We start from the raw sequence: 22,207 nt of genomic DNA on the forward strand, positions 1-22,207 counted from the left end.
TAAAATTTTATTGTAGCCCAGCTTATGAATCCTTTATTAGAAGATTTCAATACCGCTCCATTTACAAAAATTAACGTTACCGATTATAAGCCAGCTTTTAAAAAAGCTATTGAAATTACTAAAGAAGAAATCAATCTTATCGTAAAAAATTCCGAGACTCCAACATTTGAGAATACAACCGAGGCTTTGGATTATACAGGTCAAAAACTAAATAGAATTACGAGTATTTTTTTCAATCTTAATTCTGCCGAAACTTCCAAAGAGATTCAGCAAATCGCTAAAGAGATTTCTCCTTGGTTGAGTGAGTTTAAAAACGACATGATTTTGAATGCTGAATTGTTTAGTCGAGTTAAGTCAGTATATGATCTGAAGGATTCTTTAGAGTTGACTCCTGAACAAAACATGCTACTTGAAAAGCAATACAAAGGTTTTGCTAGAAATGGTGCGAATTTAAATACTACCGATAAAGAAATACTTCGAGAGATAGATGCCGAATTAGCTAAATTATCATTACAGTTTGGAGAACATGTTCTTGCAGATAATAATGCTTATGAACTACATATTACAGATGAAAAAGATTTATCTGGTTTACCAGAAAGCGTAAGAGAAGCAGCAAAAATAACAGCAAAGCAAAGAGAGAAAGAAGGCTGGGTATTTACATTGGATTATCCAAGTTATATTCCTTTTATGACTTATGCTAATAATCGAGAACTGAGAAAAGAATTAGCCATTGCAAATGGTAAAAAAGGGTTTCAAGATAATGAAAACAATAATGAACAAATTGTTTTAAACATTGTAAGCCTTCGCCATAAAAGAGCAAACTTATTAGGATATAAAACACATGCTCATTTTGTTCTAGAAGAAAGGATGGCTGAAACTCCAGAAAATGTATTGTCTTTTTTAAATGATCTTTTAGAAAAGGCCAAACCCGCTGCTCAAAGAGAGTTTCAGAACCTACAGAATTATGCAAAAAAACTAGACAGTATAGATTCGTTACAAAAATGGGATGGCGCTTACTATTCAGAAAAATTGAAAAAAGAGCTTTTTAATTTAGATCAAGAACTATTAAAGCCTTATTTCCAATTAGAAAATGTTATTGATGGCGCTTTTACCATTGCTCATAAATTATATGATCTTGTTTTTGAAGAAGTTTTTGATATAGAAAAATATCATCAAGATGTAAAAACATATCATGTCAAAAATTCAAAAGGAGATTTTATTGCAGTTTTTTATGCTGATTTTCATCCAAGAGAAGGCAAAAGAAATGGTGCTTGGATGACTTCTTATAAACCTCAGCAAGTTCAGAACGGATTGAATGATCGTCCTCATATATCTATCGTTTGTAATTTTACTAAACCTACAGGTTCACAACCTTCGTTGCTTACCTTTAATGAAGTAACAACTTTGTTTCACGAATTTGGTCATGCGTTACATGGAATTCTAGCAAACACAACCTATAACAGCCTTTCAGGGACTTCGGTTTCTTGGGATTTTGTAGAGCTTCCTAGTCAAGTTTTAGAAAATTGGTGTTATGAGAAAGAGGCTTTAGAATTGTTTGCAAAGCATTATAAAACTGGAGAAATGATTCCTATGGAATATGTCGAAAAAATTAAGGAATCGGCTAGTTTTCATGAAGGGATGCAAACACTACGACAATTAAGTTTTGGTTTATTAGATATGGCGTGGCACGCAAGAGAATCCTCTGAAGAAACTCAATCTGTAAAAGAATTTGAAGCTGAGGCATTTTCTTCAACTTTATTGTATCCTGATGTAACTGAAAATTGTATGAGCACTGCTTTTTCTCACATTTTTCAAGGCGGATATTCTTCAGGTTACTATTCATACAAATGGGCCGAAGTTTTAGATGCTGACGCTTTTGAATTATTCCAAGAAAAAGGAATCTTTGATAGAGAAACTGCCGAAAAATTTAAAACTCATGTATTAAGCAAAGGCGGAACAGAAAAACCTATGACTCTTTACAAACGTTTTCGAGGAAAAGAACCAAAACCTGATGCTTTGCTAAAAAGAGCTGGATTGATTTAAACTTAAAATGTTAAATCTACTAAGAAATTAGTAGATTGTTTTTTTATTAGTATCTTCGCTACTAAATTCTTAGTAGTTACTATGAAAAAAGCAATTTTTCTTTTGTGTTTACTTTCTACCTTTTTTGTCTTTTCTCAGACTAGGATAACTGGAAAAGTTATAACTTCTAAAAATGTTCCTTTAGAAGGTGCAGCTGTTTATTTGAACAACACTTCCATTGGTACAACTTCTGATGACAATGGTGAATTTGAATTAACAATTAAAGATGGAAACTATGATCTAATTGTTAGTTATCTAGGGTTTGAAACCATTCAGCACTCAATTATTAAAGGAGTAGAAAATAAAAACCTCATTTTTAAAATGGTCTCTAAGGCTAATATGCTGAATGAAGTTGTTATTTCTAAGAAGAATAAAATGTCAAAAGAAGAGAGAGAATATTTCATGAGACAGTTTAAACGTAACTTCCTAGGAAAAACTAATCTCGCAAAAGAATGTAAGATTTTAAATGAAGAAGTAATTGAATTTGATTTTGACAAGCTTTCTAGGACATTAGATGCTTCAGTTTCTAAGCCCATTCAGATTAAACATGAAGGTTTGGGATATTTAATAACCTATGATCTTGTTCATTTTAAACAAACTCCCAAAAACATCGAATACTTAGGGTACACTCGTTATCAAAAATTAAAAGGATCGAAGCGAAAAGAACGCAAATGGAATAAAAAAAGGCAAATTGCATATAATGGTTCTACTATGCATTTTTTTAGATCAATTGTTAATGGAAGCCTAAAAGAAGAAGGGTTTATTGTAGATCATTTCAAAAGAATTCCAAACCCAGCAAGACCTCATGATTCTATTATCAAAAAAGCTAGAAGAGAATTAGGAATCGTCTCTTCTAAAAGTGGAAATATTACTTTAACTCTTGGAAATAGTAAAATCTCAAATAATTCAAAAATTGATTCTTTGCAAAAAATTCTCAGAAGAGGAAGGTTAAAGAAAACCATTGATGTAGACATTACAAAAAACCTATCTTCAAAAGACTTTACTTTCAACAAAAACAATACAAACTACATTAGTTTTACAGATCATTTGAAGGTTAAATACATGAATGAAAAAGAGGAAGAAAATTACCGTCCTGGCCCAGCTAGGTTGAATCACCAAGTGTCTATAATTACTCTTTTTGTTCGACAAAGTCCTTTTGACAAGCTAGGTGTTCTAGCCCGTCCTTTAGATCTTTTCTTAACTGGATATTGGGGATATGAAAAACTGGCAAATGCGTTACCATTGGATTACAATTCCACAAAAAATTGATTATTCTTTAAATTGATTGGTTATTTTAGTAAAAGTTTAACGTATTAATTATAACCTTGAAACGATAAAGACATAGTTTCGTTATTTAATACCCGTGTAATATTACAATTCATTTCTACCATGAAAAGTAGTCATTTAGGAAAGATAATAAGAGTTCTATGCTTAGTATTGATTGTTCTAATTCCTACTATTGTTCAAGCTACACATCATCATTCCAATCTAAATGTACATCAAGGGTGTAAACAAGGAGATGTACATATTCATGAAAGCTCAATTGATTTTTGTGAAATTTGTTTACTTTCTGTATCTCCTTTGGAATGTTCTTTTCATCAAAATGATGAACAATTAACTTCTTTCTTCTATCAAAAGACTGTAAAAAAGGAGTATTCTATTATTATATCTTTTTTCACTTTTAACAATAAACAGTTAAGAGCTCCTCCTTCATCTTTATAGAAATCATATTCATTTGTCGCTTCTAAGAACTTTCTTTTGAAGTGTCAACATTTGTAATTTTTCGAACTATTATAGAACTCGTTATAGAACAAATTCATAATAGCTTTGAGAAAATTATTTGTACAAACTATTTTAAAAACAACATAATGATTCTCACAAATAACTTAACAAAAAAATACGGGGATTTTACTGCTTTACACAATTTAAATATAGAAATAAAAGAGGGTGAAATTTTTTGTCTGCTTGGGGCCAATGGAGCTGGAAAATCAACAACTATCAATTTATTATTAAACTTTATAGCACCTACCTCTGGAGTTGCATCTATCAATGGCATTGACATAACTAAAGATGCTAAAAAAACAAAATCTTTTTTAGCATATATTCCTGAAAACCTAATGCTCTATCCTACTCTAACAGCAATAGAGAACTTAGATTATTTTTTAGGAATTGGAGGAAACCAATTCACCAAAACTGAACTAGAATATTTCCTAGAAGAAGCGGGATTGCAAAAAGAGGCTTATCACAAACGCATTCAATATTTTTCTAAGGGAATGCGACAAAAAGTAGGAGTTGCTTTAGCTATCGCTAAGGAAGTTAAAGTATTGCTATTAGATGAACCTACTTCTGGTCTAGACCCCAAATCAAGTAATGAGTTTGGCGAATTGCTAAAAAAGATGAAAGCCGATAATGTTGCCACTTTGATGGCTACCCATGATATCTTTAGAGCAAAGGAAATAGGAACTCATATTGGTATTATGAAACAAGGTGAATTGAAACATCAATTTGCGAATAGCGATATTTCTTTGCAGGATTTAGAAAAGTTATACTTGGAAACTATGAACTTAAAGGAAGTTAGATTATGATTTTTCAGGTAATAAAAAAAGAAATGCGAGAAATTTTAAGAGATGGACGCTTTAAAATTTCTTTCTTCATTGTACTTTTTCTTCTTATCGCGGCACTTTTCATTACGTCAAAACAGTACCAAAATATTAATGAGCAATACGAAAATGCCAAGAATAGCGAACGAACAGCATGGGAATCTCAAGGGGAGAAAAATCCACATTCTGCTGCACACTACGGAAACTACGTTTTTAAGCCTAAACTACCTTTATCATTACTGGATCAAGGTGTAGACAAATACACCGGTATTTCTATTTTTCTAGAAGCGCATAACAGAAACGAAGCACAATATAGCACAGCTACAGATCAAACGGCGTTATCTCGTTTTGGGGAATTAACACCAGATTTCATCTTGTTCTTTATCATTCCTCTTATTATTATTCTTGTTGGGTATAATTCTTTTACGAAAGAAATAGAGGGGAAAACATTTTATATTTTAAAGAGTCAAGGAATCGATGGATGGAAATTAGTTACTGGCAAATGGTTTGCTGCTTTAATTCCTATTGTAAGTATTACAACATTGTTATTCCTTGTAGCTGGGATTGTATTATCAAATATTAAAGGTTATGCAGCTTTTAGCTGGAGTTCTTTAACTGTATTATATGGCGTTTATCTGTTGTATTATCTCATTTTTACCAATGTAGTTTTATTTATTTCTTCAATTTCAAAAAAATCTGGGATTGCATTAGTTTCCTCATTAACGTTCTGGGTTTTAGCATGTTTTATAGCGCCTAAAATTGCAAGTAACATTGCGGATTCTAACTATCCATATCCAACATATCAAGAATTTTCAGAAAGCATTTCTGAAGAAAAAAAGCTTGGTTTAGACGGACATAATCCTTGGAACAAAGAATCGAGATTACTGCAAGAAAAGGTTTTAAAAGAATATAACGTTGACAATATTAAAGATTTACCATTTAACTTTTATGCATACAGAATGCAAAAAAGTGAAGAGTATCAAGCAAAGATCTATGCCAATCACTATAACAAACTAAAGAATCAGTTTAAAAAACAAGCGAAAGTTTACAAATCATTATCAGTTATTTCTCCGTTTTTGCCAGCACGATTTTTATCTATGTCTATAGCGAATACCGATTATCAATCACATTGGAATTTTTCTGATGCTTCTGAAAAATACAGAATTGAAACTCAAGCATTTCTTAACGGAAAAACTGAAAAAAATTCTAAAACAGGAGAACGCTACGTAGCCACTGCTGAAACATGGAAAGAGCTTCCAAAATTCGATTATACTCCGTTATCATTATCAGAAAGGCTGAGCGATAACAAATTTAATTTTATCATACTCCTATTTTGGTTTTCTTTAACTGGAGCTGGATTATTTTTAATTAATAAAAACTACTAGCATGTTTACATACAATTTTAAATACGAATTAAAATCTTTACTACGTAGTAGATGGATTATCTTACTTTTCGCAATTTTATTGATAGTTGTTCTTTTTGCAGGGTATAATGGAAATAAAAAAGTAAACAAACGTTTAGTTGATATTGAAAAAGTTACTTCAGCAGTAGAGAAAAAAGACAAAGCAATGTTGAGTTTGTTGGATTCAATTGAAAAAGGATTGAAGAACAATGCAAGAAGCTGGAGAATGCCAAACGATCCTATGGGGGTTGGTTTTGAACACCCCAGAGTAGCTGCTTTACATCCTAAAGATCTAGCTTTTATATCTGTAGGACAAAGTGATTTATTCACTCATTTTGTACAACCAAAAATATATGGCGATAATTTTGCTTTGAATTACTCTGAGTTATCTAGCCCAATCCAATTACTATTCGGAAGCTTTGATCTTTCTTTTGTAATCATATACATTTTACCTCTTATCATCATTGCGTTTAGTTATAATATTCTTTCTAATGAAAAAGAATATGGATCTCTCAAACTGTTAGCCGCTCAACCAATTTCGGTTTACAGTTGGTTACTACAAAAAGTCGGATTACGATTTTTATGGTTAGCTCTAATTACGGTTCTGGTTTTAACCATAAGTTTTGGTGTTGTTGGTTTTGATTTTGCGAATAATATAGGTGAATTCTCATCTTTGTTATTACTCACTATCTCTTATATTTTATTCTGGTTTGTAGTGGCTTTAATGGTGAATATATTTATAGGGAGTTCAGCAAAAAATGCTGTAAGTCTCTTAGGTATTTGGGTATTTGTTATTCTTATAATACCAGCAGTTGTTAGTCAATTTTCAAATGTTGTCTATCCAATTCCATCTAGAACAAAAATGTTAAGTGAGATTCGAAAAGTCAAAGACCAAACTGCAAAAAAACAAGATAAAATATTGGACAATTTTTTGAGAGATCATCCAGAGTATGCTTCTAAAGGAGGCAATATAAATTATACCTTCTGGCATAAGTATATTGCAACACAAGATTTAATAGAGGAAGAATTAAAACCATTGTTAGATTCGTATAACAACCAGTTGCAAAATCAACAGCAATGGATTAAAAGATGGCAATATATTTCTCCGGCCGTTATTATGCAACAAAGCTTTAACGAGTTGGCAGGAACATCCACTAAACATTATCAAGACTATAGAAAACAGGTTGCTGAGTTTTCTGTTACATGGAGAGATTTTTTCACCCCTATGTTATACAATAATCAGCCTTTTCAAAGTAAGATATATAAAGATTTGCCTCAATTTGAATACAAAGAACCTAAAATGTCTTCTATGATATTCAATACATTTATTGTTCTTGTATTTTCAATACTAACCTTATTAATAAGCTCCATTCTTTATCAAAGAAAAATAAAAAAAGAAAGTATAATTATTGGTTAAACTTAAGCCCCTTTCTATTTTTATAGAAAGGGGCTTATTTATGTTTTATCGATTCTTCTCTTCTATCCACTTACTTAAGTATTTTGTACTTTGAAGCAAGTGATGTTGCAGCATACCACCAATGAAATTGTTATTTCTATGCTGTTGTAGGTTTTTTGAGAGAGTTTGAATTTCATTCAAGAAATCTGAAATCAACTTTTCCTTGTCATAGAGTGTGTTTATAATTTTAACGCCCTTTTTTTGAGCTTCTTCCCAATCATTTTTGTTAGTATATAGCCATACAGATTTTTTAGCAAAGTCATTAATTTCTTCTTCTATAAAACCATTCCAAGGCAAATCGTCATGCATTCCTTCTGTTCCAACATTTGTTGTTACTGAAGGAGTACCAGATAACATAGCATCCGTAAGTTTTCCTTTAATTCCAGCACCAAAGCGTAAAGGAGCTAATAGTACTCTACTATTTCCTATAACCTTCATGGCATTTTCAACAAAACCATGAACAAAAAAACCTTCTTTTTGATTGTGGAATTCTAATACTTGTTGACTAGGATATGAGCCATAAATATGTAGTTCTGCATTAGGAATTTCTTTACGAATTAATTTCCAAATGTATTTCTTAAGTTGAAGAGTAGCATCAACATTAGGAGCGTGCAAAAAATTACCAATCGATACAAAATGAGAACGTTCTTCAAATGATTTCCATTGGTTCTCATCTTCTTCAGAAATTGATTGCAATAAGAAAGGTAAATGATAGATGTGTTTTTCATCAATTTGAAACACATTTTTCAACAGTTTCATTTCATAAGACGAAATAATCAAGCTAAGATCACATCGATATATAGAAGCGATTTCTCGCTTGGCAATATCTGAATTTAGCAATTGTGCTTCAGAAAACTTAACTTGATTTTTAAGCGCTTCTTGTCTCGTTTTTCGCAAACAATGTAAATCTTCTGTATCTAAAATTTTCAATGCTTTAGGGCAACATTCAGTAACTCGCCAACCAAATTGTTCTTCAGTCATAAATCGATCAAAAAGAACAATTGTAGGATTCACATTTTGAACAAGAGTATCAAAACTAGCACTATTAAGCTCTAAAGAAAATTCTGTAACTCCAAGTTTTAATAAGTCTAAAGAATTTGGATTCTTTTGAGCCGTTGTTCCAAAAAACACTTCCCATTCTTGAGAGAGAAACAACTCAATTAACTGGAGCATCCTACTTCCAGCTGCAGAAGATTTTGGCTCTACCCAAACAGAACCAATAATAAATACTTTCTGTTTTATAACTACTTCTTATTAAGTTGTTGCGTGTAATTTTCTTGAACTCCTTTTGCCCATGCTGTTAAAGTCTCTATTTGTTCTTGAGTTAGTTTTGCTTCGCTATGAGTCCATGTATAAGAATCTAAAGGCATCTTCTTTTTTTCTACTTCTTCCCAAGTCTCTTTCATTTTATGTCTCTTCTTCTTCAAAGAAAATTCAGACCATTCAGAAAAATTAAGTTCTCCTTTTCCATGATTTATATGGTCTGCCATCCAATAATTCACTGGAGTTATACTAAAATACCAAGGATAGTGAGTTACATTACTATGACAATCAAAACAACTTTCTTTTAGTATTTTCTTTACACTTTCAGGCGGATTAGTTTCTGCTAAAAAAGCATCTATTGAGGTAATCTCTCCTTCATTTTTTTCGGGCCCAAAAAACTGAGCAATCACAAAAACCACCAATAAGAATAGAAGTATTTTTTTTACGATTTTCATGGGACTTCTTTTTAAGTTTTTAGATAGTAGTAAATCTAGTCAATTTTTAATTTTTATCCACATTTATATGTACTTTTGTACTTCTAAAATTTTAGCACTGAACGGAATCAATAGATTCCATTGAGACTTACATAAACATAAACAACTCATGAAATACGATGTAATCGTTATCGGCTCAGGACCTGGAGGATACATTGCTGCAGTAAGAGCTTCGCAACTAGGGCAAAAAGTTGCCATCATTGAAAAGTACGCAACCCTTGGAGGAACTTGTTTGAACGTTGGATGTATTCCTTCCAAAGCTTTGTTAGATTCTTCTCATCATTACTACGATGCAGTAAAGCATTTTGAAGAACACGGAATTTTGGTAGATACACCAAAAATTGATTTTCCAAAGATGATAGAACGTAAAGCCAAAGTAGTTGAACAAACTACTGGTGGTATTAAGTACTTAATGGATAAAAACAAGATCGATGTTTATGAAGGTCTTGGTTCGTTTGTAGACGCTACAAATGTTAAAGTGACTAAAAATGATGGTTCTGAAGAAACTATTGAAGGAACCAATATTATTATTGCTACAGGTTCTAAACCTTCTACCTTACCATTTATTTCTTTAGATAAAGAAAGAATTATTACCTCAACAGAAGCTTTAAAACTTCCTGAAATTCCAAAACATTTGTTAGTAATTGGTGGAGGTGTAATTGGATTAGAATTAGGATCTGTATACAAAAGATTAGGAGCAGATGTAAGTGTAATAGAATACATGGACAAGATAGTTCCAGGTATGGATACAGATGTATCTAAAGAATTACAAAAAGTATTAAAGAAACAAGGAGTAAAATTCTTCACTAGTCATGGTGTAAGTTCTGTAGAAAGAAATGGAGATGAAATTACAGTAAAAGCTACCAATAAAAAAGGAGCTGAAGTAGAGTTCAAAGGAGATTACTGTTTGGTTTCTGTAGGAAGACGTCCTTATACAGACGGATTAGGATTAGACAATGCTGGTGTTAAGGTAAACGAAAGAGGTCAAGTTGAAATCAACGATCATCTACAAACCAATATTCCTAATATTTATGCAATTGGAGATGTTGTAAAAGGAGCTATGTTAGCTCACAAAGCTGAAGAAGAAGGTGTGGTTACTGCTGAATTTATAGCTGGACAAAAACCTCACATTGATTACAATTTGATTCCAGGAATTGTTTATACATGGCCAGAAGTTGCAGCTGTTGGTAAAACAGAACAAGAATTAAAAGATGCAGGTGTAGATTATAAAGCAGGAAAATTCTCTATGAGAGCCTTAGGAAGGTCTCGTGCTAGTGGCGATATTGATGGATTTGTAAAAGTGTTAGCAGATAAAAACACTGATGAAGTTTTAGGAGTTCATATTGTTGGCGCTAGAGCTGCAGATTTAATTATGGAAGCTGCAGTAGCGATGGAGTACAGAGCTTCTGCTGAAGATTTAGCAAGAATATGTCACGGTCATCCAACCTATTCTGAAGCCGTAAAAGAAGCAGCAAAAGCAGCATGGGATGGAAAACCTTTGAATGCATAACACAAAGAAAAAATTATAAGAAAAGCAGCTGAAAAGCTGCTTTTTGTTTGTTCATATTTTCTTTTAACTTTAAAAAATGGTTTTAGGGAGACTATTCATACTTTTTTTTAGTGTGTCTTTTTGCTATGGACAAGATTTAGATTCGATAGCTTTTAAAAATGGTATTGATAAACCAAATTCTGTATCTGCACATCATTTTGGGTTATTTCATACAAGAATAAATCAAAATTTTCAAGAACAACCTGTCTCAAAAACTACCTTTCAAATTGTACATGAAAGCGCCAATAGTTTTCATCCTTTTGTAGAAGGTTTTATTACAGATGATTTAGCGCAACGAGAACAATTGAGTCAATTGATTTGGTATCAACGTGGATTTTCCTACATCGATCAACAAACAACTCCGGGAGATTATATGACAATTGAAGTTGATGCAGTATTCAAAATTTTTCGTTTCGACATAAAAACACAACTCAATACAAAAAATGAATTAGGTATTACCTTAAGAACCTTTCTCCCTACAGAAGGTCATTATCCGTTTTCTCTTTTTACTAGCGACGAAAGTATCGAATGGTTTCATAGCAATATTGCTGGAGGTGAAGATGCTTTTGGAAGACGATTCTTTGGCTTAAATAGAATGAATGTTACTTACCAAGATAGAAATGGAAAAACACTTAATCTCAAAAAAAATCGGATTATTTTCAGTGGTATTGAATTGAATCATTTTTATTATCCTCAATTATTTGCCTCAGAGAAAAACATTGCAGTGAATTTTGGAACTCATTTGGGAATCAACACAACAAAATACAATCCATCGTTAGATATAGGAATTTCGGCAAATCTCATTAAAAAGTGGGCTTTACAAAACAAGAATGAATTCCGATTTGGTATTGGGTTTTCAGGAATGAGAAAACGAGCAATCAAATATGGTAATCCAATTGATTTTGGCAATAATCTTTTGATGGGAAGTGGTGAAACAAACTTAGAATTCACTAAATACACCCAAAAAGGAAACTATCATTCTTTCTCAGTTAACTATCAATTTCAAACACCTTATAACAAAAGAGAAGAAGCCAGTTATTATCAATTAAGAAGTATAAATTGGCAAGCCATTAATGCAGGTTGGCACAATGGTTTTTCTACTTTATATGAAGCACTTACTATTTATACGTTCTTTTATTCTTACCAACGTAAAGACTTTGGCATCTCATTCTACATCAAAGAAGATTTAAAAGTAAACAATGCTCCTGATCTTCAAACAGGTATCAGTTTAAAAATCCCTCTGACTAAATAATCATCTAAATAGTAAAAATAAATCAAAGACTCTTATTTTTGCCCTCGAAATGCAAAGAACTATTCAGAAATTTTCTCTTAATTCTATTCCCAATATCAAAGATAGGTTGTTGGGTTGGGCGCAGCAATACGAGACTGTTATTTGGTTAGACTCAAATGAATATAATCAAAACTACTCGTCTTACGATAGTATTTTGGCTATAGATGAATTTACTTCAATCAAAACTGACTATAGCAATGCATTCGAAAAATTAAAAGAATATCAATCTACAACTCAAGATTATCTTTTTGGATACATCAGTTACGATGTAAAGAACGCAACTGAGGATTTAGAGTCTAAGAACTATGATGGTTTGAATTTTGCAGACCTCTATTTCTTTCAACCTCAAAAAATAGTATTTATAAAAAATGACACCATAGAATTTCATTATTTATCTATGGTTGAAAATGAAATCCAATCAGATTATGCAGCTATTAAAGATTATGTAATTTCAACTCCAATTCATCCTCAAGAAATCAAGGTAAAACTTAGAATTCACAAAGATGAATACCATCAAAAAGTTGCAAAAGTTTTAGAACATATTCATAGAGGTGATATTTACGAAGCAAACTTCTGTCAAGAGTTTTATGCTGAAAACGCCAAGATTAACCCTCTTCAAGTATACAAAGATCTCAATCTTATTTCTGAACCTCCGTTTGCTACTTTTTTAAAAATTGACGAGCACTATTTATTGTCTGCATCACCAGAGAGATACTTAAAAAAGGAAGGAAATAAAATTATTTCGCAACCTATCAAAGGAACAGCAAAACGATTACTAAGTACTTTTGATGATGAAAAAATTGCATCAGACCTTGCTAGAGATGAAAAAGAAAGATCCGAGAATATTATGATTGTAGACTTGGTTAGAAATGATCTTTCTAGAACAGCTAAAAAAGGAAGCGTTCGTGTTGAAGAATTATGCAAAGTATATTCTTTTAAACAAGTACATCAGTTAATTTCAACTGTAGTTTCAGAAATAGAAAACAGTACACATCCAGTAGACGTAATTAAGGATACTTTTCCGATGGGAAGTATGACTGGAGCCCCAAAAATCTCAGCTATGAAAATTATCGAAACCTTAGAAGAAACCAAACGTGGTTTATATTCTGGTGCTGTTGGTTATTTTACTCCCGATGGAAATTTCGACTTTAATGTTGTTATTAGAAGCATTTTATACAACGAAATAAAAAAATACATTTCCTTTTCTGTAGGTAGTGCAATTACTTCAAAATCTACACCTGAAAAAGAATATGAAGAGTGTTTGCTAAAGGCAAAAGCCATGAAATATGTTTTATTGAATTCCAATTAATGTATCTTTAAATGATGTTACAGAAGTTTCTAAAACATAACCAAGAACATTTTTCTTTTTTGAAGAATAGCAAACTATTAATTGCAGTTTCTGGAGGAATTGACAGTGTTGTGTTGGCGCATTTAGCAAAACAAGCTGGGTTTAACTTCTCTATCTGTCATTGCAACTTTAAGTTAAGAAGTGAAGAAAGTAATCGTGATGAAGTCTTTGTAAAAGAACTGGCAGAAAAACTAAATGTAAGTGTATATACAACTTATTTTGAAACTGAAAAATTTGCTGGTGAAAACAAACTTTCTATTCAGGTTGCTGCTCGAAATTTGAGATATCAATGGTTTTACGAATTGCTAGAAGAACAGAAGTATGACTATGTTCTTACAGCTCATAATGCAAATGATAATCTAGAAACTTTTTTAATTAATCTTACTCGCGGAACTGGTTTAAATGGTTTAACGGGAATTCCTTCGATCAACAAAAAAACCGTAAGACCTCTTCTTCAGTTTTCTAGAGAAGAAATTCAAGATTTTGCTCTTACAAATGAAGTTAATTGGAGAGAGGATAGCTCTAATTCAGAACGTAAATATGTTCGTAATAAAATTCGTCATGAAGTTATTCCTGTTTTAAAGCAGATCAACCCTAATATCTTAGACGTTTTTCAAAACACCTTGACTTATTTAAATGAGAGTCAAGAAATCATCAACAACAAGATTCAAGAAATTTCTAAAGATGTTTTAATTTTTGACAATGACATCATTAAGATCGATATTGAAAAACTGAAACTATTAGAAAATAAAAAAGCATATCTACATCAAATTCTAAACATCTATAATTTTACTGAATGGAATGATGTAAGCAATCTTCTTACAGCTCAATCAGGCAAGCAGCTTTTTTCAAAAACACATCGATTAATTAAAGACAGAAAGTTTTTATTACTAACTGAACATAAGAAAGAAAACTCACAAGTCTATTTTATTGATGAAAACACAAAAGAAGTTTCTCATCCTATTAATTTAACTTTAGAATTTTGTACCGAAATAGACGATAACCAACAATCTTCAACCATTTATATCGACAAAAGTAAAATCACTTATCCTTTAAGGTTGAGAAAATGGCAAAAGGGAGATCTTTTCTATCCAACAGGAATGACAGGAAAGAAAAAATTAAGTAAGTTTTTTAAAGATGAAAAGTATTCGCTTTTAGAAAAAGAGAATACTTGGCTGCTATGTTCTGAGAATGATATTATTTGGATTATCGGAAAACGTAAGGATCGACGTTTTCTATCAAAAAAAGCTTCATTATCAACATTAAAAGTCTACTTAACCTACTAATCTTATGGGGTTTATGTAGCATTTTGAAAAGTCTTTATTTTTGTTAAAATTATGTTAAAATAAAGCAATTTATACTCGATAAGTTATCAATAAAATCTGTAATCGCTTTTGGTTTTGTAGCTTTAGACCTCAATTATTATGTCAAATAAACATTATGAAAAAATTATGGCTCCTTGTAGCAACCATCGCAATAGTATCTTGTCAAAAAGAAGCTCCAATAGAGTATGCTATTATTTCTGGAAAAGTACTGAATGCTAATTCAGATAAAGTTACACTATACAATCAGTACGATTATAGTGATAAAAAAGACATCGCATTAAATGAGGATGGTACGTTTACAGATACAATCTCCTTAGATTGGAATCATATGTATATGCTTAGAGAAAGTAGAAATGCAACTAACTTGTATTTATCTAAAGGAGATAATCTAACAATAGATTATGATTCTAAAAAGCATGATTCTACTCTTGTGATTTCTGGAAATGGAAATGAAGTAAGTAATTATTTTGCAAACAAAGCTAAAAAGAGCAAGGAGTTAAGTGAAGATATCCCTGTTTTATACGCCAAAGATGAGGCTGCTTTTAAAGAATCTATTTCTAAAGCGAGAGATGCTAAACAAAAGAACTTAGACGAGACTGCTAATCTTTCTGACGATTTTAAAGCATTAGAAGCTAACAATATTAAATACGAATATTTATCTGCTTTAAGTATTTATGAATTATACCACGGGTACTTTGCAAAAAAGAAAGACTTTAAAGCCTCTGAAAATTTTGCTGACGAATTAAATTCTATGAGCTACGATAACGAAGGAGATTTTAAATACTCTTCTTCTTACAGAAACCTAGTTCAAGGTCATTATAGAAAAGAAGCTTCAGAATTAGCTAAAAAAGATTCTACAATAGCATCAGATGTGGCAACGTTAAAAGCTTATGGAGCAATCCAAAGTGAAACTATTAAGAATAACTTATTATATGGTGCTGCTCAGTATGGAATTACATATACTGAAGATTTAGAAGCTTATTATGCTGCTTTCTCTGCTGGTTCTACTGATGAAAAGAATAATGAAAAAATTACAAAATCATACAACGCCTTAAAGCTTTTAGGAAAAGGAAACACTTCTCCTAAGTTTACCAATTATGAAAACTATGCTGGAGGTACAACATCTCTAGATGACTTAAAAGGAAAGTATGTTTATATTGATGTATGGGCAACTTGGTGCGGACCTTGTAAAGCTGAAATTCCATTCTTGAAAAAAGTTGAAAAGAAATACCATGGTAAAGACATTGAGTTTGTAAGTATTTCTATTGATAAAAAGAAAGATCACCAAGCTTGGAAAGACATGATTGTTGACAAAAAACTAGGTGGAATTCAATTATTTGCTGATAGCGATTGGGAATCAAAGTTTGTTGAAGATTATATGATTAAAGGTATTCCACGTTTTATCTTAATTGATCCTTCTGGGAATATAGTAACTTCTAACGCTCCTAGACCATCAGATGCTAAGTTAATTACTTTGTTTGATGAGCTAAAAATTTAATTTAATCTATAAATTATAAAATCAAATACGACCCTTTTAAGCTTTTATTTAAAAGGGTCTTTTTCTACCAAAATAGGGAAATACAACACTTATTTGTCTTTATAGAAATACTATGAAGTATAAAAAAAACTTAAATTATTTTACCACATCGTCTTAAGTAAGATAGTATTTGTAATTTTCCGAAACAATAATACACCTCATGAAGAAACTTCTTTTTTACATTGCTTTATTTTTCTCTTTTTCATTGTTTTCTCAAACAGAAACAGAGCCTGTAGCGTGGGATACAGAATTGAAAAAAATATCAGACACTGAATATGATTTAATTTTTAAAGCACAAATTTTAAGAGATTGGCACCTATATTCTCAGTTCAATCCTGAAGATGCGTCTTTACCTATTGTAATTTCGGCTGCAGGAGAAAATCCAAAGTTCAAATTAATTGGAAAGGCAAAAGAAAGTAAAACGTATAAAGAGTATAGTGAGACTTGGGAAAAAGAAGAGATATTTTTCAAAGACAAAGGAACTTTAACGCAACGTATAGAGTTATTAGATCCCAATGTGAAACGTATTAAAGTTACTCTAGAAGGACAAGTCTGCAAAGAGGTTTGCTTACAAGTAGATGAAACTTTCTTCTTTTATTTTAATTCAACAGTTCCTAAAGAATCTACTGTAACAACAATTGATGAAAAGAGTAAAAAGTTATCGAACGCTTTAAAGCTTAATCTTAAGAATAAAGAACGTTTAACAGAATCATCCGAAAAAGCAAAAACAGATTTTCTAGCCATTTTCTTACTTGGTTTTGTAGGAGGTTTTCTGGCTTTACTTACACCATGTGTATTTCCAATGATTCCTTTAACTGTTTCATTTTTTACGAAACAATCTAAAAATAAAGCAAAGGGAATTAGCAATGCAATTCTTTATGGATTCTTTATCGTTTTAATCTACGTTTTATTAAGTCTTCCTTTTCATTTAATTGATGGGTTAGACCCTAATATACTAAACAATATTTCTACCAATGTGTGGCTAAATATTTTCTTCTTTGCAATTCTAGTATTCTTTGCATTTTCATTTTTTGGTTACTATGAGATTACTTTACCAAGTTCTTGGGGTAATAAAATGGATAATGCTTCTAGTGTTGGAGGATTAATTGGAATTTTCTTTATGGCACTTACACTGGCCATAGTTTCATTTTCTTGTACTGGACCTATTTTAGGATCTCTTTTAGCAGGTTCTATGAACTCTACAGGTGATCCTGCAATGAAACTTAGTATGGGAATGACAGGGTTTGGTTTAGCACTAGCTTTACCTTTTGCTTTATTTGCTTTATTCCCTGGATGGTTAAACTCGTTACCAAAATCTGGCGGATGGTTGAATACTACAAAAGTAGTTTTAGGATTCTTAGAATTAGCATTTGCGTTTAAATTCTTGTCTAATGCCGATTTAGTTGAACATTGGGGACTTTTAAAGAGAGAGGTTTTTGTAGGTATCTGGATTGTATTATTCATAGGACTTGCTTTATATATATTTAAACGCATTAAATTTCCTCATGATGGCCCAGGAAAGAAATTAAGTTTTTCTAGAATCTCTTTTGGTATTTTAACTGTCGCTTTTGTAATTTATCTAATCCCTGGAGTTACTAAAAAACCGTCTTGGGAGTTAAGTTTACTAAGTGGTTTTCCTCCTCCTCAATTTTACAGTATTTATCAGCAAGAAAGCGACTGCCCTCTAGGATTGAATTGTTATAAAGATTTTGAAGAAGGGCTTGCAGTAGCTAAAAAAGAAAATAAACCAATTCTTTTAGACTTTACAGGATGGGCTTGTGTAAACTGTAGAAAAGTAGAAGAGAATGTTTGGAGCGAGCCTGATATTTATCAAATGCTGAAAGATGATTACATCTTGATTTCGCTGTATGTAGATGATAGAAAAAAACTTCCTAAAGAGGAACAATTTATCTTTCTAAGACAAAACGGAAAAACTAAAGATATTGAAACTGTTGGAGATAAATGGGCCACTTTTCAGAATATAAATTTCCACACTGCCTCACAACCTTATTATGTTCAAATGACTTCTGATTTAGAGATTTTAACCAGAGCAGAGCAATATACAGATCGTGATACTTATTTCAATTGGCTGAAAGAAGGTAGCAACAAGTTTAAGGCAAAAGCTGAGAAATAATTTAAAGTATATATTTCAAAAGCCATCGTTAACGATGGCTTTTTTTATGTTGAAACCTATTACAGAAAAAGCTCACTACTAGTAGTGAGCTTTGATACCGTCGGTTGGTTCTTTTCATAGCATTTTCCTAGGATGAAGTTCCAAAGTAATACTTAAAAATATTAATTAGTGTTTTCTTATTTTATCTTCAAAGTTCTTAAAATCAATTTTATAAACGAGAAATATTCCTTAATTTCACACAATTTTCAAAAACAAACTACTAATAAAATGAAAAAACTATTATCCCTAATCATTTTATTGCTTAGTATTTCTCTTTATGCGCAGAAAATACAAAACTACGCTCCTTGGGCTAGTAAGGCAATAAATAAAAATAGCAATCCTACTCTTGAACAAATTGCAAAAGAAGCTGAAAACTATTTTAAAACAATAGATGAAAACGCAAAAGGTAGCGGATTAAAGCCTTTTGAACGATGGAAATATCATTGGAGTTTTTTCCTAGATGAACAAGGACGAATTAAAGATTCCAAAGCTCTTTGGGATGCTTGGAAAGAAAAAAACGAAAAAAACGCATCACAAAATAGGTTAAATGACCTTAGTAATTGGACCTCTTTGGGTCCTTATGCTCATACCAATACTGCATCTTGGTCTTCTGGTCAAGGAAGAGTAAATGTAGTTACAGTAGACCCTAACAATAGCAATACTTTATATGTTGGCGCTCCAGCTGGTGGAATATGGAAATCAACAGATGCTGGTATTAATTGGTCTCCTTTAACAGATCATTTGCCACAAATAGGTGTTTCAGGTATAGCTATAGATCATACTAATTCAGACATCATATATATAGCTACTGGTGATGATGATGCCAACGATTCTTATGCTGTTGGTGTCTGGAAATCTACTGATGGAGGAACTACTTGGAATAATACTGGAGTTATTTCACCTAATCCTGGATCTATGAATGAAATTTATATTTTCCCAAACGATGCTAATACAATAATGGTAGCTACGAGCAGTGGAGTTTTTAAATCTATTGATGGAGGAGCAACTTGGGTACAAAAATCTTCCATTAACGCTAGAAGTTTAAAAATGAAGCCTGGAGATCAAACCACTTGGTATGCAGTTTCTTCGAATGAATTCTATAAATCTACAGATTCTGGAGAAACTTTTCAAAGTGTTTTTATTTCAGGGCTTTCTGGAGCTACAAGATTAGAAATTGATGTAACTCCGGCTAATGCAAATTATGTTTATCTATTAAGAGCTGCTGGTGGATCTGCTTTTGGTGGTGTTTTTAAATCAACCAATAGCGGTTCTAGCTTTACTAAAACACCAGAAACAACTGATATTTTTGAAAGTACTCAAGCTTGGTTTGATATGGCTTTAGGTGTTTCTGACACTGATGAAAACACTCTCTTCGTAGGCGTTTTAAATGTCTGGAGGTCTACTAACGGTGGAACAAACTTTTCAAAAATTAACAATTGGAGCTCTCCAAATGCTGCCGCTTACACTCATGCTGACATCCACTATTTAAGATATTTTAACGGAAAATTATATGCTGGTACAGATGGAGGTGTATATGTATCCTCTAATGATGGTAATAGTTTCACAGATCTTACCGAAAATTTAGCTATCGGACAATTCTATAGGATATCTGTAGCTGTTCAAAATTCTGGTAATATAGTAGGTGGATTACAGGATAACGGAGGATATGCCTTCAGTGATAATAATTGGAATAATTATTATGGCGCTGATGGAATGGACTGCGCAGTTAACCCTACTAATGCAAATAATTATTTTGGCTTTATCCAAAGAGGAGGAGTATTATATGAAACAACTGATGGAGGACAAACAAGAACTGGAGGTATTCAGTCACCTAATAATGGCACCTTAAATGGTAATTGGGTAACTCCTTTAGCTATGAGTAGTGAAGGAGATGTATATGCTGGTTATAATGAACTATATAGGTTGGAAAATGGAGCTTGGGCTCAAGTATCTAATGCTTCTTTTGGAGGTAATCTAGTTAACGTAAAAGTAAGTCCAAGGGACCCTAATGTTATTTTTGTTACTCGAGGAAGTAATCTTTATAGAAGTATTGATAAAGGTGAAAATTTTGAAAGTTTTTTTGTTGGAGCTGGAACGATTAACGCAATTGATTTCAGTTCTATTGATGACTCTTTTTACTTTGTTACAAATAGTGGTGTGTATAAGGTGCCGAATGCTATTGCGCCAGCTTGGCAATTTACTTGGCAAAGCATTGGTACAAGTACACCTTCTGAATCAAAACTATCTATTAAACATCATGCCAGAAGTGGCAATAACACTTTATACTTAGGAACATCATTGGGAGTATATTCAATGAATGATGATGATACAGAATGGCAAACTTTTGATAATAACTTACCGAATGTAGCCATTAGAGATTTAGAAATAAATGAGGAAGATTCTAAACTTATCGCTGCCACATATGGTCGAGGAGTATTTGTTTCTGAAATCCCTAGACAATTACCTCCAGTTGATGTGAAAATCGTTTCAATTAACAACCCTACAGATGGGATAAATTGCAACTCCACATTTACTCCTCAAATTACAATTAAAAACCAAGGTGTTAATGTACTAACAGATGTAACTGTAAACTATAATTTTGATAATGGCACAGGCTTAAATTATAACTGGAATGGATCTTTAAACTCTGAAGAGACTTCTCTTATTTCTCTACCTCAGATTACTATTTCTGATTTAGGTGTACATACAATTAATGTTGAAGTAACTGCTACTAATGATACTTATGATACTAACAATACATTAAGTGAAGGATTTAAAATTAATGATGCTAGTTCAAATCCAACAATTGTAAACTCTTTCGAGAACGCTACAACTGATGCTTTATTATCTGAAAATGCTGGATCTACTAGTAATTCTTTATGGGAGATTGCTACTCCAAGTAAAACTTTATTGAATTCTGCGGGTACAGGCTCTCAAGCATATGTAACAGGGGCTTCAGGAAATTACCCTAACAATACAACAAGTTATCTATATTCAAACTGTTATGACCTAACTCAGGTAGTCAACCCTGTTTTATCATTTAAAATGGCTTTTGACATAGAAGAAAACTGGGATTATTTAGTTGTTGAGTATAGTACTAATAGTGGAGACTCTTGGCAAATTCTTGGTTCAGCTAATGATCCAAATTGGTATAATAGCTCTAGTACTGCCAATGGAATTCCTGGTAGACAATGGACAGGAGAAGGCGAAGACACTAATTCTTTGGGAGGCAATAATGCAACCGTTCATGATTACAGTTATGATTTAGGGTCTTTTTCTTCAGAATCTAATATTATTTTCCGATTCAAGTTTGCTGCTGATTCTGGCGTAAATGAAGAAGGTGTTATGATTGATGATTTTGTTATTAACGGCACATTATCTGTTATCAATGAAGAATTTTCAAATATAGTTTCCGTTTTTCCTAACCCTTCAAATAATCTATTCAATGTTAAATGGTCAAATAATGAAAAAACTACCATATCAGTATATAATTATTTAGGACAAAAAGTTTTTGAACAAAAAGATATTATGTCAGGATCATATCCTTTATACTTAAATAATCAAAGTAAAGGATTGTATATTCTTAAAATAAACTCTAATGGAAAAATAGCAACTAAGAAAATTATCTTAGAATAATACTTAGTGTTTTTCTTAATTATACAAACAAAGCTCGCCAAATTGGCGAG

Annotated in this window: 15 protein-coding genes; 13 read left to right on the top strand and 2 right to left on the bottom strand. The window is 31.9% G+C overall.

Annotated elements, in window-relative coordinates; all coding sequences use genetic code 11:
• The first annotated feature begins 24 nt into the window (after positions 1–24).
• The 6 genes from AAON49_RS05650 to AAON49_RS05675 all read left to right on the top strand — a co-directional run bounded on the left by AAON49_RS05650 (position 25) and on the right by AAON49_RS05675 (position 7,502).
• On the top strand, positions 25–2,043 hold the full coding sequence (locus AAON49_RS05650; RefSeq protein WP_349553252.1) for a M3 family metallopeptidase: 2,019 nt from the start codon (positions 25–27) through the stop codon (positions 2,041–2,043).
• Positions 2,044–2,124: 81 nt separating this feature from the next.
• Positions 2,125–3,351 carry a carboxypeptidase-like regulatory domain-containing protein gene (locus AAON49_RS05655; RefSeq protein WP_349553254.1) on the top strand — a complete coding sequence of 409 codons (1,227 nt, stop codon included), beginning with the start codon at positions 2,125–2,127 and terminating at the stop codon, positions 3,349–3,351.
• Between the two features lie 120 nt (positions 3,352–3,471).
• Complete coding sequence (locus tag AAON49_RS05660) at positions 3,472–3,804, top strand: hypothetical protein (RefSeq protein WP_349553255.1); 333 nt, start codon at positions 3,472–3,474, stop codon at positions 3,802–3,804.
• A 146-nt stretch (positions 3,805–3,950) separates the two neighbouring features.
• Positions 3,951–4,667 carry an ABC transporter ATP-binding protein gene (locus AAON49_RS05665; RefSeq protein WP_349553257.1) on the top strand — a complete coding sequence of 239 codons (717 nt, stop codon included), beginning with the start codon at positions 3,951–3,953 and terminating at the stop codon, positions 4,665–4,667.
• Complete coding sequence (locus tag AAON49_RS05670; RefSeq protein WP_349553258.1) at positions 4,664–6,067, top strand: DUF3526 domain-containing protein; 1,404 nt, start codon at positions 4,664–4,666, stop codon at positions 6,065–6,067. Before AAON49_RS05665 ends, AAON49_RS05670 begins: the two co-directional genes overlap by 4 nt.
• Before the next feature lies 1 nt (position 6,068).
• The gene (locus tag AAON49_RS05675; RefSeq protein ID WP_349553259.1) at positions 6,069–7,502 is read left to right on the top strand and encodes a DUF3526 domain-containing protein; all 1,434 of its coding nucleotides are present in this window, start codon (positions 6,069–6,071) and stop codon (positions 7,500–7,502) included.
• Positions 7,503–7,547: 45 nt separating this feature from the next.
• On the opposite strand, the gene AAON49_RS05680 is transcribed toward AAON49_RS05675, so the two are convergent.
• Together AAON49_RS05680 and AAON49_RS05685 are read right to left on the bottom strand one after the other, a co-directional pair.
• Positions 7,548–8,714: a glycosyltransferase gene (locus AAON49_RS05680; protein WP_349553261.1), complete on the bottom strand. Its 1,167-nt coding sequence runs from the start codon at positions 8,712–8,714 to the stop codon at positions 7,548–7,550.
• A gap of 71 nt (positions 8,715–8,785) precedes the next feature.
• Positions 8,786–9,259: a heme-binding domain-containing protein gene (locus AAON49_RS05685; protein WP_349553262.1), complete on the bottom strand. Its 474-nt coding sequence runs from the start codon at positions 9,257–9,259 to the stop codon at positions 8,786–8,788.
• A 148-nt stretch (positions 9,260–9,407) separates the two neighbouring features.
• Between AAON49_RS05685 and lpdA the strand changes: the two genes are divergently transcribed.
• The 7 genes from lpdA to AAON49_RS05720 all read left to right on the top strand — a co-directional run bounded on the left by lpdA (position 9,408) and on the right by AAON49_RS05720 (position 22,157).
• Positions 9,408–10,808 carry a dihydrolipoyl dehydrogenase gene (gene lpdA / locus AAON49_RS05690; protein WP_349553264.1) on the top strand — a complete coding sequence of 467 codons (1,401 nt, stop codon included), beginning with the start codon at positions 9,408–9,410 and terminating at the stop codon, positions 10,806–10,808.
• Positions 10,809–10,920: 112 nt separating this feature from the next.
• Positions 10,921–12,099, top strand: coding sequence for a hypothetical protein (locus AAON49_RS05695; RefSeq protein ID WP_349553265.1), 1,179 nt, complete (start codon positions 10,921–10,923; stop codon positions 12,097–12,099).
• Positions 12,100–12,148: 49 nt separating this feature from the next.
• Positions 12,149–13,447 (top strand): anthranilate synthase component I family protein, encoded by a 1,299-nt coding sequence (locus AAON49_RS05700; protein ID WP_349553266.1) that lies wholly within the window; start codon positions 12,149–12,151, stop codon positions 13,445–13,447.
• Positions 13,448–13,461: 14 nt separating this feature from the next.
• Positions 13,462–14,772, top strand: a complete 1,311-nt coding sequence (tilS, locus tag AAON49_RS05705; protein ID WP_502942911.1) for a tRNA lysidine(34) synthetase TilS — start codon at positions 13,462–13,464, stop codon at positions 14,770–14,772.
• 154 nt (positions 14,773–14,926) lie between these two features.
• Positions 14,927–16,309 carry a TlpA family protein disulfide reductase gene (locus tag AAON49_RS05710; RefSeq protein WP_349553269.1) on the top strand — a complete coding sequence of 461 codons (1,383 nt, stop codon included), beginning with the start codon at positions 14,927–14,929 and terminating at the stop codon, positions 16,307–16,309.
• A 199-nt stretch (positions 16,310–16,508) separates the two neighbouring features.
• The gene (locus AAON49_RS05715) at positions 16,509–18,482 is read left to right on the top strand and encodes a protein-disulfide reductase DsbD family protein (RefSeq protein ID WP_349553271.1); all 1,974 of its coding nucleotides are present in this window, start codon (positions 16,509–16,511) and stop codon (positions 18,480–18,482) included.
• Between the two features lie 267 nt (positions 18,483–18,749).
• Positions 18,750–22,157, top strand: a complete 3,408-nt coding sequence (locus tag AAON49_RS05720; RefSeq protein WP_349553273.1) for a T9SS type A sorting domain-containing protein — start codon at positions 18,750–18,752, stop codon at positions 22,155–22,157.
• Positions 22,158–22,207: the final 50 nt, after the last annotated feature.

The organism is Pseudotenacibaculum sp. MALMAid0570, assembly GCF_040151415.1.
GTDB lineage: Bacteria > Bacteroidota > Bacteroidia > Flavobacteriales > Flavobacteriaceae > Polaribacter.

Excerpts from the sequence above, each read along its gene's own strand:
- AAON49_RS05650 (WP_349553252.1), top strand. The coding sequence starts at position 25 with ATGAATCCTTTATTAGAAGATTTCAATACCGCTCCATTTACAAAAATT.
- AAON49_RS05655 (WP_349553254.1), top strand. The coding sequence starts at position 2,125 with ATGAAAAAAGCAATTTTTCTTTTGTGTTTACTTTCTACCTTTTTTGTC.
- AAON49_RS05660 (WP_349553255.1), top strand. The coding sequence starts at position 3,472 with ATGAAAAGTAGTCATTTAGGAAAGATAATAAGAGTTCTATGCTTAGTA.
- AAON49_RS05665 (WP_349553257.1), top strand. The coding sequence starts at position 3,951 with ATGATTCTCACAAATAACTTAACAAAAAAATACGGGGATTTTACTGCT.
- AAON49_RS05670 (WP_349553258.1), top strand. The coding sequence starts at position 4,664 with ATGATTTTTCAGGTAATAAAAAAAGAAATGCGAGAAATTTTAAGAGAT.
- AAON49_RS05675 (WP_349553259.1), top strand. The coding sequence starts at position 6,069 with ATGTTTACATACAATTTTAAATACGAATTAAAATCTTTACTACGTAGT.
- AAON49_RS05680 (WP_349553261.1), bottom strand. The coding sequence starts at position 8,714 with ATGCTCCAGTTAATTGAGTTGTTTCTCTCTCAAGAATGGGAAGTGTTT.
- AAON49_RS05685 (WP_349553262.1), bottom strand. The coding sequence starts at position 9,259 with ATGAAAATCGTAAAAAAAATACTTCTATTCTTATTGGTGGTTTTTGTG.
- lpdA (WP_349553264.1), top strand. The coding sequence starts at position 9,408 with ATGAAATACGATGTAATCGTTATCGGCTCAGGACCTGGAGGATACATT.
- AAON49_RS05700 (WP_349553266.1), top strand. The coding sequence starts at position 12,149 with ATGCAAAGAACTATTCAGAAATTTTCTCTTAATTCTATTCCCAATATC.
- tilS (WP_502942911.1), top strand. The coding sequence starts at position 13,462 with ATGTTACAGAAGTTTCTAAAACATAACCAAGAACATTTTTCTTTTTTG.
- AAON49_RS05710 (WP_349553269.1), top strand. The coding sequence starts at position 14,927 with ATGAAAAAATTATGGCTCCTTGTAGCAACCATCGCAATAGTATCTTGT.
- AAON49_RS05715 (WP_349553271.1), top strand. The coding sequence starts at position 16,509 with ATGAAGAAACTTCTTTTTTACATTGCTTTATTTTTCTCTTTTTCATTG.
- AAON49_RS05720 (WP_349553273.1), top strand. The coding sequence starts at position 18,750 with ATGAAAAAACTATTATCCCTAATCATTTTATTGCTTAGTATTTCTCTT.